Genomic DNA, 16,690 nt, shown 5'->3' on the forward strand with positions numbered 1-16,690 from the left:
CCACGTTTCTTGACGTAGTTTTGATTACTACATATTATAACAAAGGATAAAAGTATGTCAATGACCTTGCCCTAACGTCACTTAAGCGGTAATATTAATAAATATGTGAAATACCTGTATTTTCATTTTTATATGAGGTATAGCATATAAATATACAGGAAAAATTTGTTCCTGTATAGTACGTCAGCTCTGCTCGCATTGAAATCAAAACAGACTGACGTTTTTATAAGAGGGTAGAATATGAGCTTAAAAAAGTTTTCTCAAAACAGTTCCAACCGTTCGACTAATGCATCTACTTCCCGCAACGGTTCCCGTAATATAAGCAGTCATTCCGAAAGCAATGGATATACAAGAAGGATTCCTTCACAGGAGGATTTCGGAGGTGAATATCATAGAACTTCACGTCGTTCCAGAAGAAGAGCATTTGATGATATTCCGGAGGATTCAGAGGATTTCTTTTTGGACTCGGATAACTATGATACAGAAAATGTAAAGGATGATTATGAATCAGGAGCTTATGCTGATCATAGCTACAGGACTAAGGATTCATATGATTCAGAGCATTTTGATGCGGATATCTCAGTATATCCGGATGAAGAAAAATCCTTCGACGAAAGACTTGCCGAGGGGCGCGAAGCAATAAGAAGCAGAAACAGACAGAGTGTGAGAAAGAGAAAGCAGATGAGATTCTCTGCAATCCTTATAACCATAGACATTCTCGTACTGCTAGTACTGGGTGTTCTTTTCTTTACCGGCAAGCTGAATCTCGCAGGACTGTTTGGTAAGAAGGAAGCAGTAGAAACGACCGTTGCCGTGGAGGAGACAACAGAAGCTCAGGAATCGGAGATAGAGTCGGAGAGCGCTATGGCAGAAGCGGATCTCAGTCAGCTCTTAGCTGTAAGTGACAGACAGGCTGCGATGTATGATTATGATGCGGCGGTTGAAACATTGACATCTTCTAGCTATGCGGCAGATCCACAGGTACAGGCGAAGATTCAGGAGTACCAGACAACAGCTGCGTCCTGCGTTGCCTTCGATAATTCTCAGGTGACACATGTTTTCTTCCATATACTCTGTGTAGATACAGACCGTGCATTCACTAATGACGCAGCCGGAAAGGACTTCAATCAGGTAATGACTACCATACCTGAGTTTGAGGCCATACTTCAGCAGATGTATGACAGAGGTTACGTTCTGGTAGGTCTTCATGACATGGCTGAGATCGAGATACAGCCTGACGGTACAGAAAAGATGGTCAGAAAAAAGATCATGCTTCCTGAAGGAAAGAAGGCATTCGTCATGTCGGAAGATGATGTCTGCTACTATGAATACATGGAGGGCAAGGGCTTTGCAGACAAGATGGTGCTTGACGAGAACGGCAAGCTAAAGCTTCAGTATACGGATGCAGCGGGCAATGTCTCTGTCGGAGATTATGACATAGTTCCTATACTTGATAATTTCATCGAGCAGCATCCTGATTTCTCATACAGAGGCGCAAAGGCTATCATAGCATTTACCGGATATAACGGTGTTCTTGGTTACAGAACGGATGAGACCTATGATGAAAGCTCACCTAACCGTGATCCTAAGATGAAGGCTAATCCGAATATAGCTGAGGATAGAGAGACCTGTAAGGTTCTTATGCAGGCACTTGTTGATGATGGTTATGAGCTTGCTTCTCACAGCTGGGGTCATCTGAATTTCACAAACAGAGATCTTAGTACCCTTACCAAGGACACAGACAGATGGGAGCGTAACGTGGAAACTCTCATGCCCGGAAACTGTGATATCATCCTTTATCCGTTTGGTGCTGACATAGCTGACTGGCATCCTTATTCAACGGATAATGAAAAGTTTAACATGCTTCAGAATGCCGGATTCAGATATTTCTGTAATGTGGATTCTTCTAAGGTTTGGGTACAGTTCGGAGACAACTTTGTCCGACAGGGTAGACGAAACCTCGACGGATACAGGATGTGGATGGATTTCTCCGGACAGGATAATAAGCTTTCAGATCTTATGGATGTAAAGACTGTCTTTGATCAGAGAAGACCGACACCTATCACATGGAATTAAAAAATAAAATACTTATCATAAAAATTTGTAAAGTGAAAATATATTGATATATAAGCAGTGATTATGTAAAATATGAATCTGCGTTATAATGAGACAAAGGGTATGTGACGAAAGTACATGCCCTTTTATGTTGCTACTTTTCACTTGAAATGCCCTTTTATGGGTGTTATACTACTTTCGAGTTATAAAGTGTAAAAGTGCAAAAGATTAGCGTGTTAAATCAGTAAAGCACGGAACCTGCACATTTATATAGTTCTGACCTGATGAAATTCAGGTTCCATATAGCGTCAGACCTTAACAGAGTAGATCATGATGAGGTCTGAGAATTATGATAGAGGATTTGAAATGAACAGTAAGTTAAAGACAAAAGAAGTTGATCATTTATTTGATGCCATACTGACACTTAAGTCTAAGGATGAGTGCTATAAGTTTTTTGAGGATGTATGCACCATCAACGAGCTTCTTTCCATGGCTCAGAGATATGAAGTGGCAAAGATGCTTCGCGAGGGAGAGACTTATCTTAATATCGCAAAGGCTACAGGGGCTTCTACAGCAACTATTTCAAGAGTCAATCGTTCACTGAATTATGGTGCTGACGGTTATGATATGGTATTTGAAAGACTCGGTTATGAGGATAATCTGAAGAAGAAATAATAAAAAGGGCGGGACAACAGATAGTTGTTCCGCCTTTTCAGTGATTTATTTCTTTTTCTTCATGGCTCTTTCTGCAGCCTGTCTAGCAAGTTCGGCTTCATGCAGCTTGTCAGCGATCTTTTCCATGAGGAGCTTCTTCATAAAAACATCCAGACCAAGTTCACATAAGAAAGAGAAAAGCTGAAGCTCGCTTCTGTCTTCATCCGAAAGATCTGAAAACTTGGGATCGTCGCTTCTGAAGGAATCAAGTGACATCTTTGCCATGGTTTCAACCTCTGCAAAGATACGTTTCTTTTCATCAGGTTCTAATGTAAAGACTTCATCATAGATATCAGTCAGTGTAACAGTAGGATGTCCAGAAAAATATTTTTCATTAAGAGGACGTAAGATGACTTCAATATCACTTAACTGAAGTATACCCTTGTAATAATAAATAAACAGGAGAATGAGCATATGCTCCCTGTTGTATCTTTTACGATCAGGAGGAGGGAGAAGCTTGTTCTTCGCATAATTGTTTATCATGGTCTTGGTCAACGCCTTATCCTCATGATGCCTCTTTATGGGGTCAAGATGCTGATCCATAAAGCCTGTTACCTGATCCATATAAAGATCGATATTAGGGATATCATCTGTAGTGATATGATCCAGAGAATGGAAATATTCAATTAATTCTTCAAAGTATTTTTCGTCCATGCCGTAAAGTATAACACAATCCATTTTTTGCCACAATAAATACTTTTGACCCCTTAAGGGTCATATGTTATAATCGAGCGACGTTGAATCAAAACAGGCTAAGACAGAGATTCATCATGAGAATTTACAGTCTAAGGATTTAGACATTTATATAAAAGAAACATCAGATGATTATAAGTTTATAAATAGGAGAAGCATGGAAAATCTTGAGAGCATTTTAAATAAGGAACAGTGTGATGCGGTAAGACATACAGAGGGACCGCTACTGGTACTTGCAGGAGCAGGTTCCGGAAAGACCAGAGTACTTACTCATCGTATAGCCTACCTCATTGAGAATTGCGGCGTTCAGCCATGGAACATACTGGCCATAACATTTACAAACAAAGCAGCCGGGGAAATGAGGGAACGTGTAGATAAGATAGTTGGGCAAAGAGCCGGAGAGGTCTGGGTCTCAACTTTCCATTCCATGTGTGTTCGTATGCTCCGTCGTTATATAGACAGAATAGGATATACATCCAATTTCTCTATCTACGACACTGATGATCAGAAGACAGTGATGCGTCAGGTGTTCAAGGAGCTCAATATAGATAATCAGAAAATAAAGGACAGAGCAGTTCTTTCAGCCATTTCCAAGGCAAAGAACGAGGGTATGTCACCTGAGGATTACGGAAAGCAGATATCCGGCGGAGATTTTACCGAGAAGAAGATCGCGGAATGTTATACTCTTTATGAGAAAAAGCTTCATCAGAATGACGCTCTCGATTTCGATGACCTGCTTTTGAAGACAGTGGAGCTTCTGGATACAGAGCCTGAAGTTCTCCAGTACTATCAGGAGAGATTTAAGTACATACTTGTAGATGAGTATCAGGATACAAATGATATCCAGTTCAACCTCATTCACAAGCTGGCAGGAAAATACAGAAATATCTGCGTTGTAGGTGATGATGATCAGAGTATATATAAGTTCCGCGGAGCAAATCTCGAAAACATCCTTTCTTTTGAGAAGAGCTTTCCCGGAGCCAGAGTCATAAAGCTGGAGCAGAATTATCGTTCAACAGAGAAGATCCTCGATTGTGCCAATGCTGTCATCGCGAACAACAAGGGCAGAAAGCAGAAACGTCTCTGGACCGACAAAAAGGGCGGTGCGGATGTTACCTTCCAGGAGTTCGACAGTGCCAATGATGAGGCATATGCAGTTGTGAGAGAGGTTAAGAATACACCGAGAGCATATAATGATCAGGCGATCCTTTATCGTACAAATGCTCAGTCCCGTCTCATGGAGGAGCAGTGTATAAAGATGAACATCCCTTATCAGATAATAGGCGGTGTTAACTTCTATCAGAGACGTGAGATCAAGGATGTCCTTGCATATATGAAGGTGATCGCCAATGCTTCCGATAATGTGGCATTTGAGCGTATCATCAATGTTCCAAAGCGTGGAATAGGTGATGCCACTCTTGAAAAGCTCAGGGTATTTGCTGCTGCCAATACTTCTCCCGAGCATGTTGTGACCATGTATGAGGCTGCCACAAAGGCGGAGCTCATAGGTATTTCAGGAAAAGCCGGCAAAAAGCTTCTCGAATTTACTGAGATGATCGAGAACTGGAAGTATAAGCTTCGTATTGCTGGATATCTCGACCAGCCAGCAATGGATGAGGATAGCTTTTCTATACAGAAGCTTATTGAATCCATACGTGATGATACCGGATACGGAAACGAGATAAAGGCAGAGGGGACAATTGAGGCTGAGACCAGATTCCAGAATATCGAGGAAATTATAAACAAGGCTGCTGATTATCAGGCCCACGCTGAGGAACCTAAGCTCAGTGAGTTCCTTGAAGAGGTTTCACTGGTTGCTGACATCGACAGAAAGGATGACAATACGGATCTGCTCACACTTATGACTCTTCATGGTGCCAAAGGACTTGAGTTCCCAAAGGTATATCTGGTTGGCATGAGTGACGGTCTTTTCCCGGGCTATAGATCAATGGAGGATCATGAGGATCTGGAGGAGGAAAGACGTCTCTGCTATGTCGGTATCACAAGAGCGGAAGAGGAACTGGTAATGACCAGTGCCCGTTCACGTATGGTGAACGGAAATTTCGAAAGAATGAAACCGTCCATGTTTATAAATGAAATACCTGATGAGATGTGCAAAAAGTCCTTTATCAACAGATACGGTGAGGATGAAACTCCGTTTGCAGATGCTTTTGGTTCGGGTTCGGGATACGGATACGGCAGTTCATACGGCTCCGGAAGCTACGGAGATTATAGAAAGAACAAGCGTGAGAGCCAGAAGTATAATGAACGGGATGAATACAGATTTAGTGACGACAGCTATGGAAGCAGCTTTGGCGGAAGAGGCAGCCGTTCTTCAGGAGGCTTCGGTTTCTCGGGATCTGGTACTAACAGCTATGGACTCAGTGGTATGGGTTCAACTGGATATGTGAGCAGAAGTACAGGAGCCGGTACAGTGAAGAAAAAAAGCGGTTCCGGCATACCTAAGAATCTGGTATCACAGGGCGTTCAAAAATTAAGCTCCCTTGATTACAAGGAAGGAGATACAGTCAGTCATATCAAGTTTGGACGTGGAAAGGTCCTTTCTGTAACGGATGGTAAAAAGGATTATGAGGTGACTGTGGAATTTGAAAAGGCAGGTCAGAAGAAAATGCTGGCAAGCTTTGCAAAGCTGAAAAAGGTAGAAGAGTGACAGAAAGAGTCATTTGATTTAAAAAGACCGGGTGTAAGTATCACTTACATCCGGTCTTTATATTTTATCTGATATTTATTTGTTTGAAACCTTTTCCAAAAGTGCTATACACTCGCAGTTGTTGGTTCTCGGGAACATATCAACAGGGCAGAGCTTAAGAACCTTATAGCCTGATTCCTGAAGGGGAACCAGATCTCTGGCAAGACTCTTTGGCTTACAGGCAACATAGATAAGTCTGTCTACACCGTAATCAATGATTTTTGTAAGAGCCTTTGGATGGATACCGTCTCTTGGCGGATCAAGTATGATAAAGTCAGGTCTCGGAGCATCCTCATAGCTTCCGTCTTCCTTTATAAGTCTTCCGCCTTCCTCAATAACTTTAAGAACATCTCCGGCGATAAAATCACAGTTTGTTACACCATTAAGCCCGGCATTTTCTCTTGCAGCGGCTACAGCCTCCTCGACTATCTCCACACCTACAGCTTTACTTGCAACACTGCTCATAAGCTGAGTGATGGTGCCGGTTCCGGAATAAAGGTCATAGATAACAGGCTTTCTGACCTGAGAGTTTTCCTGCTCTTTTTTGAGTTCCTGGAATCCTGCATATTCACGAACCTTCTCATAGAGTTTCTCGGCACCGAGGGAATTGGTCTGGAAGAAGCTGAATGGTGTGATACGGAATCTAAGTCCAAGTATCTCTTCGTAGAAGAAGCTCTGTCCGTAGAGAACAGTCGTACCCATGTCAGTGACAGCGTCAGCGAGAGAGTCATTGACAGTATGAAGTATACCGGCAAAGGTTCCCTGGATCTTTCCATCCTCTTTAAGCTTAAGAAGTGTGTCCTTCCAGCCGTTTAGAACATCATCTTCCTTCATAGGAGGAGCCACTCTTATATACTTGTCAGGTGTGGGTTTCTTGTGCTTTTTCTGTGCCTTTGGGCTGTATCTTCTGTTGAACCACTCATCGAGTTCCTTTGCCCTCGCTTCATATACATCCTGAGGGGCGATGACACGCATGGCACTGTCCCACTGGGAGGTGGTGACAAGATCAACGAGTATCTCACCTGTCTTTATGGCTCTTCTGAAAAGAAGGTGTCTGAGATAGCCTTCATGAGCTTTCTTATGTTCGTACGTTATCTCAAGTCTGGCAAAATAATCTCTTGTAGCACGAACTATCTCATTTGCATCGCTGTGGGGAAGAGAACATACATCAGTATCGATAATGTTAAAGAAGCTGTGCTTCTGGTGGAGACCAAGTGTAAGTGGTCCATCCTTCTCTGAATCTCCGAAGGAAAACTCCATCTTGTTGCGATATCCTTCACAAATGGGAGATGGAACTATCTCTTCAAAAGTATAATCATCAGTACGTATAACAGGCTCCAGAAGCTCATGTAAGCCCTGCTCCTTTATCTTAAGCTCTTCATCATAGGTCTTTCCCTGATAAAAGCATCCTCCGCATCTTTCTGCATTGGCACATAATTCCATAAATCTTTACTCCTATAGAATCAAACAAAACATAGTCAACAGGCATTTCATTGTACTATATAGCTCCGGGCAAAACAACATAACTGTAAAAAATACATGAGAAAATAAAGTGATAAAATGATGAGAGTGTGAAAATCGATATTGGGACGTGTCACGAAAAAGGACATGGTATATGAACCATGTCCTCATAAAGCTTATAGCGGATCAGTCTTCGGCAATGACGTCATCATCGTCATCAAGATCTTCGTAGTCATCGTAATCCTCAAGATAGTCAGGTGCTACAAAACGATAAACTGCATATGAAATTGCGGCAACTGTTGCGATGATTCCGATAATTGCAAGGATAGTAAGAAGAGTGTTTCTGATCTTATCGTCTTCCTTCTTTTTCTCGATATAATCCTGTAGCTTCAGCTTCTGTAAAAGTAATTCGGCGCGGTCTCTTGCGTCTTCTCTATAGGTTTTAACACTGTTTCTCAGCTCTTTGGCGTTGTCTATGAGAGCTTCGATATCAAATTTATCCATGAGACACCTCCTAATCAACATATATGGGATAATTATAGCATTGATTGATAGAAATGACTATTCAACAAAACATGATCAGTGAATTTAAGAAGTGATACCAAAACTGAAGATACAGATTTCTCATACACTGCCCAGGTAACTATAGCAGTTGTGGTATTGTAGGACAATGTTTAATGCGGCAAATAAACCGGTTGTGAAATATATCCATTTATATCGGCTGTTAAATCAATTTAAATAAGCATATATGCCAACTGATATTATCAGGCAAAAGAAATTTTCACAGCATTATGTATCAAAGAAAAATGATTGACCCGGACTTTTTTAGATATTACAATGGATTTTGTAGGGCAATTATTGCTAAAAAGCAAAAAATTGGGGGTAATTAATGATGAAAAAGATTTCTCGTCGTGACTTTTTGAAGGGAAGTGCAGCGATAGCAGCAACCGGACTGCTTGGAGCATGCGGATCTCAGGAAGTTCCATCAGCAACCACAGGGGCTGCTGAAACAACAGCGGCTGCAACAACTGCAGCGGCAGAAACCACAGCTGCAGCAACAGAGGCAGCAACAGAAGCAGCCAAGGAAGCTGCAAAGGCAGTATATAAGGCAGGAACCTATACGTCTACTGCATACGGTAATATCAGTAACATTACTGTAGAGTGTACATTCAGTGACACTGCACTGACATCAGTCAAGGTTCTTGAGCAGGGTGAGACACCTGTACTTTTCAGCCAGGTAGAGGACACTCTGATCCCTGCTATCATCGAAAATCAGGCAGGCGGAGTTGATGCTGTTACAGGCGCAACAAATTCCTCACGTGCTGTCAAGGAAGCTATCGCAGACTGTGTAGCTCAGGCAGGCGGAGATAAGGATGCATGGCTCAGCAAGAAGGTTGAAGTTACACCGGGACAGGATGAGACCTATGATGTTGATCTCGCTGTCATCGGATGTGGAGCTGCAGGCTTTATGGCATCTATCACAGCAGGACAGGCAGGACTCAAGGTACTTACGCTTGAAAAGTCCGGTTCTGTTGCAGGCGTAAACGGAATCAAGGTTTCAGGACCTTTTGCAGTAGATACATCTGTTCTACATGCAAAGGAGGGTGGTACAACATTGACAGTAGATGAAGTATTCCAGCATGTAATGGAGTACTCACACTGGACACCGAACCCTGCTCTTATGCATCGTTGTCTCACAGAATCAAAGAATGCTGTTGAAAAGCTTGTGGGAATCGGATATCAGATGAAGGAAGTCAACTTCCGTTTTGAGACACCTTTTAAGGACGAGAAGGGTGGATTCCATCTCATCACAAACCCTCTGGAGGAGAGAGTTGAGATGTGGGAGAAGGCATTGAAGGATGCCGGAGTAGAAGTTCTCTTCAACACACAGGCTACAGATCTCATCATGGACGGCAGAAAGGCAAAGGGACTTCATGCTGTAAAGGCTGACGGAACTAAGCTTACTGTCAATGCCAAGGCAGTTATCGTTGCTGCAGGCGGATATCTCGGAAACCGTGATCTTCAGGAGAAGTTCCTGAAGACCCGTAAGTTAAATGCAGCTGCAGGAGGAAACAGCTTATGTACAGGTGATGGTATCCTCATGACATCTGACGCTGGTGCCGTTCTCAGCAAGACCTTCGGTTATTGCCCATGTGAGTACGGCGGAACAAACAGCAAGGCTACAAGACCTGCAAAGCAGGATAAGTATGATCAGAACCTTTGCTTCAAGTTCGGTCTCTATGGTAACCTCCTTGTTGACGGAGAAGGAAAGCGTTTCATCAACGAAGGACTTCTCTGTGATTACCCGATGAGCTATGGTTCAGAGCAGATCATTCTTAACGCTCCATGGTACGGTATCGTTGATCAGGCTTATGTTGATGCTATGGCAACAGAGGGCCTTTATGAGTACACCACAAAGAAGGGTGCCAATGAGAAGAACTGGTTCATCGGTAACTACTTCAAGGACAGAATACTCGACAAACTTCCTGAGGATATCGAGGAAGGTCTCAAGGAAGGCTGGCTTGCCAAGGCTGATACTATCGAAGAGCTCGGTGAAAAGTTCGGTCTTACAAACCTTAAGGAGACAGTAGAAGAGTACAACAAGTTCTGTGAGGATGGTGTTGATGCGAAGTTCGGAACATCACCATGGTACCTTTCAAAGGTTTCACAGGGACCATTCTATGCTGTACAGTGTGAGCCTTCAGCATGGTCAACCTTCGGTGGTATCCGCACCGATGACAGTCTCCGCGCCTTAGACATTGAAAATCAGCCGATGGAGGGTCTCTATGTGGTAGGAACCGATAACGGAAGTCTCTACTACAGCCCTTACTATGATGTGCCGGGTTACTGCTATGGACTCTGCATCGATTCAGGATATATCGCTGCAACTGAAGCCGCAGAATATATCAAGGCTTGAGGGTTATCTATCGACATCAGATAAACAATTATTTATAATAGAAGAGAAGACTGTATCTTCAGTCTTCTCTTTTTTCCTATAATCACATATTTTGGAACCTTATGACTATGAATAACAACAACTCAGAAAAACGTATATTAGAAAAAACTCTGGAAAATCTTTCATTTGCAAAAAATCCACCTAAGTTAGGGCTGGTTCTGCTGGCCATGCTGTATCTGGCTTCATATTTTGCCATGCCGTTTCTGGTGAATTCTCCGTTTGCAGTAGATTATAACGGAACAACCATAGGAATAGATTCCTTTGCAGGTGTACTTTCCTCTATTTTCAATGTCTTTGCGATTTTTCTCACTCTGTATTATGGTGATGTAGGCTTCAGTATATCTGTAGTTGTGCTGATACTGAATATCCCCATGATCATTTCCAATGTCATGAGGAATCATAATCTCGGCAATATCTCCGGTGTTTTCACAACACTTGTGACTATACTTACTTTGATCGTTATATACGTTAACAACAAGCGTATTGAGAAGTATCAGGATAAGCTGATGAAACAGGCTGTTACTGATATACTCACGGGACTTCCAAACAGATTTGCCTGTGCAGAGCTTGTAGAAGATCTCATCAAAAAAAATCAGCCTTTTGCTGTACTTTCCATCAATCTTAACGGTTTTAGTGATATCAACGATACCATGGGTTTCGATATAGGAAATGAAGTCCTCATGGAGATCTCTTCAAAATGGAAGCTTATAGCCGACATGGAGGTTTCAGGTACTCTGGATTTTATAGCCAGACTCGGAGGAGATGAATTTGCTCTGGTCATCAGGAAATACAAAAATGAAAAGGAGCTTATGAATACTATAAACATGTACAGGGATGTTCTCGGTTATAAGCTCCTTATACATGACTATGAGATACAGGTTTCAGCAAGCTATGGTTTTGTGGAATTCCCCTCTGAAGCCAAAGATGTAGATTCTATTTTTTCCTTCTCCAACAGGGCGATGCTCAAGGCCAAGGAAAGCAAAGAGGAAAACAATCTGTTACGTTTCAATGAGGAGATGCTCATAGACAGACATATCACTGAACTGGAAAATGAGATTAAGGCTGCTCTTCAGAACAACACCATTTACTACAGTCTTCAGCCTCAGTTTGATATGAATCATAAGCTGAGAGGCTTTGAGGCACTGGCCAGAATAAAAGATAAAAGGGGTAATAACATAAGTCCTGGAGAATTTATCCCTATCGCGGAAAAAAAAGGCTTTATCGATAAGGTCGATCTGGTAGTTTTCAAGAAAGCTGCAAAATTCGTCGGTAAGCTTATACAGGAATCAGGATGTGATTTTACACTTAGTATCAATATCTCGGTTAAACATCTGATGAAAAAGCATTTTCTGGATGAACTCAAGGATATACTTGATGTGAGTGATCTACCGCCTCACAATCTGGAGATAGAGATCACTGAATCCATAATGATAGAATCGGTTGAAAAAGCATTTAAATGTATAGGTGATCTGAAAGCTATGGGCATACAGATAGCTATAGATGATTTCGGTACAGGTTATTCATCTCTCAGTTATCTGTTTAATTTCCCGGCAACACTTTTGAAGGTTGATAAGTCATTTATCGACAAGATGGATGATAATGCATCTTCCAGAAAATATGTTGAAACGATCATATCCCTCGGACATATCATGGGAATAGATGTTTTGGCAGAGGGTGTCGAAACCGAGGATCAGATCGAAACACTACGGGCTATCGGATGTGATTACATCCAGGGATATGTCTGGGGCAAACCTTTGAAGGATAAGGAAGCAAGAGAGGTTGTGTTAGAAGCTTCTAATGCCTGATTTTCTATTTATACAGAAGTAATGGATGGGAGATGTAAGATACAGGAAGTTTAGACTGATGTATCGTGGCTTAGTATTTCCAGTTTGAGGTGTATCATTGAAACAATTCAATTTTGAATTTCGATCTCCCGGTGATGTATCGACTATTATCAAAGAAATATACAACTATACCGCTACCATGACCTATAAGTCCATCCTGTTTCATCTTTACTCCATCCTGTTCAGTGATGAGGATATACGTAAAGTTCAGGAAGAGATACTTGAGGTTTATCCGGATGCGAGAATCGGCGGAACAAGTACCAACGGAGACATTTGCGACGGACATCTGGCAGAGTTTGGTCTAGTCATGTCTGTTTCTATTTTTGAAACCACAGACACATCTGTATATCTGTATGAGTGTGAACCGGGTAAAGAAAAGGAACTGGGGGAAAAGATACGGAACACCATAGACAGTTTTCCTTCCATAAAGGCTGCGGAGATACTTATCACTCTCAAATCCATAAACAGCCACACGGTTCTTGATGAAGTCGAGAAATGCAGAGATACAGTAAAGATCTTTGGCGGCGGAAGTGCTGCCATGAGAATAGAGAATACTGACACAAAGGTCTTTAACAAGACCAATATATCCCATTCCGGAGTGATACTCATAACATATTCCGGCGAGGATTTTTTTATAGATATAAGTCATGCCATCGGGTGGAAGCCGCTGGGAAAAGATCTGAAGGTAACAAAGATCAAGGGAAAAACCCTGTATGAGCTGGATGGAATACCGGCAGGAGATATATACAGAAAGTATCTCGATATAAAGCCTGATGAGCATTTCTTTTCAAATATACTGGAATTTCCCATCATGACGAGACAGCATGGTAATCAGGTGCTGAGACTCCCTTTCTCCTGTAACACTGAGGATGGTTCTTTGGTTCTTGCCGCTGATGTGGCAAAAGGAACCATGGTCAACCTTTCATATGGTGATCCTGATGTAATAAGAGAGGATGTTAAAAAGCTGGAGGATCATGTTCGTGATTCGAGACCTCAGGCTGTATTTCTTTATTCCTGCGGAGTCAGACGACTGTATTGGAAATATCTCTTGAATAAGGAAACAGGAAGATTTTCCAGGATAGCGCCTGTATGCGGATTTTATTCAAGTGGCGAGATCATGAGAATGGGACGTAATATTATCGAGCACCATGTGACTCTGGTTGCCATAAGCATGAGAGAAGGTTCAGGGGATCCACAGCAGTACATATCAAGAGAAAACAGCTTATTCATGTATGATGAGCAGTCTATGCACGGGCAGATATCCATGGTTAGAAGACTTGCCAATTTCATCAATGTTACAGCTGCTGAGCTTAGAGAAGCAAACCTGGAGCTTCAGCAGATGGCTGACACGGATGAATTGACCGGACTGTATAACAGAAGGATGCTTGACAGGCTGGTTGAGGGAGCAGCTGTTCATGCAAAACGTTCCAATATCAATATGGTTCTCGGAATAGTTGATGTGGATGATTTCAAGAATGTTAACGATACATTCGGACATGCTGTAGGAGATGAAGTATTGAAGACTATAGCTTCCATCATCAAGGATAAGGTTGAGTCTATTCCCGGTGGGATGTGCGGACGATGGGGCGGTGAAGAATTTCTTTTTATTTTCCCGAATCAGTCATTGGATGTTTGTCTTAAAGCTATGGAGGAGATGAGACTGCTTATTTCAGAAACTTCTTTCTCTGAAGTCGGTAAAAAAACAGTCAGTATAGGAATCACACAGTTCTCCAAAGAAGAAGCCAATGAACTGATCTTCCAAAGAGCGGATAGTGCTCTTTACAAGGCAAAGACTACCGGAAAAAATAAAATAGAGGTTATGTAAGATAGAAAGACTTTATATCGTGTTGAAGATAGAATGACATCTTGAATCAACATGATATAAGTCTTTTTTTGAAAAAGAAATACTCAAAATCTCTACATGGTGGTATCATATTAACTAAATGCCTAGTGAATCAATAGGAATAAATGTTAAGGAGAGCATGAAGTGAAGCCAAATGATGAAAACAGAATAGATGAAGTTGTTAATATGATCCTTTCGGATTATGAGGATGACAGAACTGTCAATCATATAGATATCTGTAATCAGCCTGATAAAAAAGCTATAGTTGATGTGGTTGAAAAGCTTCTGAAGATACTGTATCCGGGATATTACAGTGATAAGATTTACAGGATCTACACTTTGAAGAACAACATGTCAGCTACTATTGAGGATGTCATATTTCATCTTAACAAGCAGATATCCATAGTTCTCAAATATCAGGGAAAGGATGATTCTGATTCGGAAAAGATGACTCTTGACTTCATGAGCTGTATACCGAGAATCAGAAAAACTCTGGAAACTGATGTTGAAGCAGGTTTCGAGGGAGATCCTGCTGCAGCAGGAATGGATGAGATCATTCTTTCATATCCGGGACTATATGCCATTTCCATATACAGAATGGCTCATGAACTATTTCTTCTTGGCGTTCCTATGATCCCGAGGATCATGACTGAGTATGCTCACGGAAAGACTGGAATAGATATACATCCCGGTGCCACTATAGGTGACTACTTCTTCATCGATCACGGAACAGGTATAGTCATCGGTGAAACAACGGTTATCGGAGATCATGTAAAGATCTACCAGGGTGTGACTCTAGGAGGACTTTCCACTCGTGGAGGTCAGAGCCTGAAGGGAAAGAAGCGTCATCCGACTATCGGAAACAATGTTACGATCTATTCCAATGCCTCCATCCTCGGTGGAGAGACGATCATCGGAGACAATGTTGTTGTAGGCGGTAATGCTTTTATCGTGAATTCTGTGGAGGAAGGTTCAAGGGTCAGCGCTAAACAACAGTAAGAATATACGGTTTATTCGTAACAGGCATTTTACGTAGTGAAAGTCGTCTTATCATTGAGTTGCTTTTGGTCGAAACAATGTAGAGGACTGCTATATCGTTTTGAGGGTCCATTAACTTTTACGGAGCTATGGAGGTGGTGGTATGGCACAAAAAATAGGGCTTATAGCATTGGAATCTGCTATATCTACGGGAAAGAAGATCGACAGGATACTCGAAAGCTGGAGAGGTGAGAGCTTTCTTATTCCCTGCGAATGCCCCAGATTCAACAGTGGCGAAGCAAAAGGAATACTGAAGGAATCGGTCAGAGACAAGGATATATATATTCTTGTTGATGTATGCAACAATACTCTGACTTACAAGATGGATGGCAGTCTGAACCGCATGTCGCCTGACGATCATTATCAGGATCTGAAAAGAATCATATCAGCCTGCAACGGCAAGGCTTCAAGGATCAGTGTAATCATGCCGTTCCTTTATGAAAGCAGGCAGCACAGAAAGACCATGAGGGAATCTCTCGACTGCGCCGTGATGCTGAGAGAGCTTGAGGTTATGGGGGTACATAATGTCATCACCTTTGATGCTCATGACCCCAGAATGGCAAATGTTGTGCCTCTCAACGGTATAGATAATATTTCTCCTGCTCTGCAGTTCACACAGGCACTGCTCACAGAGTATGAGGATATACAGATAGATAAGGATCATCTCATGTTCATTGCTCCGGATGAGGGTGCCACGGAGAGAGTGGTTTTTCTGGCTTCTCTTTTTGGCGTAAATATCGGCATGTTCTATAAGAGAAGGGATTATTCGATTATAGTTAACGGTACTAATCCTATCGTGGCTCATGATTTCTGTGGCGGCGATATAACAGGAATGGATGTCATAGTTGTTGATGATATGATAGATTCCGGCGGAAGTATGCTTGATGTTGTCCGTCAGCTTAAGGAACGCGGTGCAAATAGGGTCTTTATCTTTGCCACCTTTGGTTTGTTTTCCAAGGGCTTCGAGAAGTTTGATGCCGCATATGAAAGAGGCGATTTCGACAGGATCTTTACAACAAATCTGATCGTCCAGAAGAAGGAATTACTGGAAAAGAAATACTATTTCAGCGTCAATATGGAGCGATATATCGCTGCTCTCATAGATACCATAAATAAAGGAGGTTCTATTCAGAATCTCACTAAGCCTGCGAAAAGAATTACAGATACCATAAATATATATAACCATAAATAGAAAAAACTATAGAGATTGATGTTTTTTTCTAAGCTTATAATCTGATAAAAAAGTCCTGATTTTTTAACCGCCCGTAATCGTTAGACTTGTTGTCTGACGACTGCGGGCGATTTGTCGATTATAAATATATTTTTTAAATTAAGATGAATATAAAGGATAACCGGTATTAAACTGTGACCCTTTA

11 protein-coding genes are annotated in these 16,690 nt (G+C 41.8%); 8 read left to right on the plus strand and 3 right to left on the minus strand.

Annotated elements, in window-relative coordinates:
* Positions 1-240: 240 nt before the first annotated feature.
* Together BXO88_RS11715 and BXO88_RS11720 are read left to right on the plus strand one after the other, a co-directional pair.
* Entirely contained in the window at positions 241-2,076 is a 1,836-nt protein-coding gene (locus BXO88_RS11715) for a polysaccharide deacetylase family protein (protein ID WP_242945214.1), read from the plus strand.
* Positions 2,077-2,421: 345 nt separating this feature from the next.
* On the plus strand, positions 2,422-2,730 hold the full coding sequence (locus tag BXO88_RS11720; protein WP_036606376.1) for a YerC/YecD family TrpR-related protein: 309 nt from the start codon (positions 2,422-2,424) through the stop codon (positions 2,728-2,730).
* A 45-nt stretch (positions 2,731-2,775) separates the two neighbouring features.
* On the opposite strand, the gene BXO88_RS11725 is transcribed toward BXO88_RS11720, so the two are convergent.
* Positions 2,776-3,447 carry a DUF1836 domain-containing protein gene (locus BXO88_RS11725; RefSeq protein ID WP_242945215.1) on the minus strand — a complete coding sequence of 224 codons (672 nt, stop codon included), beginning with the start codon at positions 3,445-3,447 and terminating at the stop codon, positions 2,776-2,778.
* A 172-nt stretch (positions 3,448-3,619) separates the two neighbouring features.
* Here BXO88_RS11725 and BXO88_RS11730 point away from each other — a divergent pair, with 172 nt between their 5' ends.
* On the plus strand, positions 3,620-6,133 hold the full coding sequence (locus tag BXO88_RS11730) for an ATP-dependent helicase (RefSeq protein ID WP_078037913.1): 2,514 nt from the start codon (positions 3,620-3,622) through the stop codon (positions 6,131-6,133).
* A gap of 75 nt (positions 6,134-6,208) precedes the next feature.
* On the opposite strand, the gene BXO88_RS11735 is transcribed toward BXO88_RS11730, so the two are convergent.
* Positions 6,209-7,615, minus strand: a complete 1,407-nt coding sequence (locus BXO88_RS11735) for a class I SAM-dependent RNA methyltransferase (RefSeq protein ID WP_078037914.1) — start codon at positions 7,613-7,615, stop codon at positions 6,209-6,211.
* Positions 7,616-7,819: 204 nt separating this feature from the next.
* On the minus strand, positions 7,820-8,137 hold the full coding sequence (locus BXO88_RS11740) for a DUF4366 domain-containing protein (RefSeq protein ID WP_242945216.1): 318 nt from the start codon (positions 8,135-8,137) through the stop codon (positions 7,820-7,822).
* Positions 8,138-8,522: 385 nt separating this feature from the next.
* Here BXO88_RS11740 and BXO88_RS11745 point away from each other — a divergent pair, with 385 nt between their 5' ends.
* The 5 genes from BXO88_RS11745 (at position 8,523) to BXO88_RS11765 (ending at position 16,506) form a co-directional block, all read left to right on the plus strand.
* Positions 8,523-10,550 carry an FAD-binding protein gene (locus tag BXO88_RS11745; protein WP_078037915.1) on the plus strand — a complete coding sequence of 676 codons (2,028 nt, stop codon included), beginning with the start codon at positions 8,523-8,525 and terminating at the stop codon, positions 10,548-10,550.
* 107 nt (positions 10,551-10,657) lie between these two features.
* A complete protein-coding gene (locus BXO88_RS11750) occupies positions 10,658-12,394 on the plus strand; it encodes a putative bifunctional diguanylate cyclase/phosphodiesterase (RefSeq protein WP_078037916.1) in 1,737 nt (578 codons plus the stop codon).
* Positions 12,395-12,491: 97 nt separating this feature from the next.
* Positions 12,492-14,258 carry a sensor domain-containing diguanylate cyclase gene (locus BXO88_RS11755; protein ID WP_078037917.1) on the plus strand — a complete coding sequence of 589 codons (1,767 nt, stop codon included), beginning with the start codon at positions 12,492-12,494 and terminating at the stop codon, positions 14,256-14,258.
* A 162-nt stretch (positions 14,259-14,420) separates the two neighbouring features.
* Positions 14,421-15,275, plus strand: coding sequence for a serine O-acetyltransferase (locus BXO88_RS11760; protein ID WP_139355581.1), 855 nt, complete (start codon positions 14,421-14,423; stop codon positions 15,273-15,275).
* A 142-nt stretch (positions 15,276-15,417) separates the two neighbouring features.
* A complete protein-coding gene (locus BXO88_RS11765; protein WP_078037918.1) occupies positions 15,418-16,506 on the plus strand; it encodes a ribose-phosphate pyrophosphokinase in 1,089 nt (362 codons plus the stop codon).
* The last annotated feature ends 184 nt before the right edge of the window (positions 16,507-16,690 follow it).

Source organism: Oribacterium sp. C9, assembly GCF_002007235.1.
Lineage (GTDB): Bacteria > Bacillota > Clostridia > Lachnospirales > Lachnospiraceae > Oribacterium.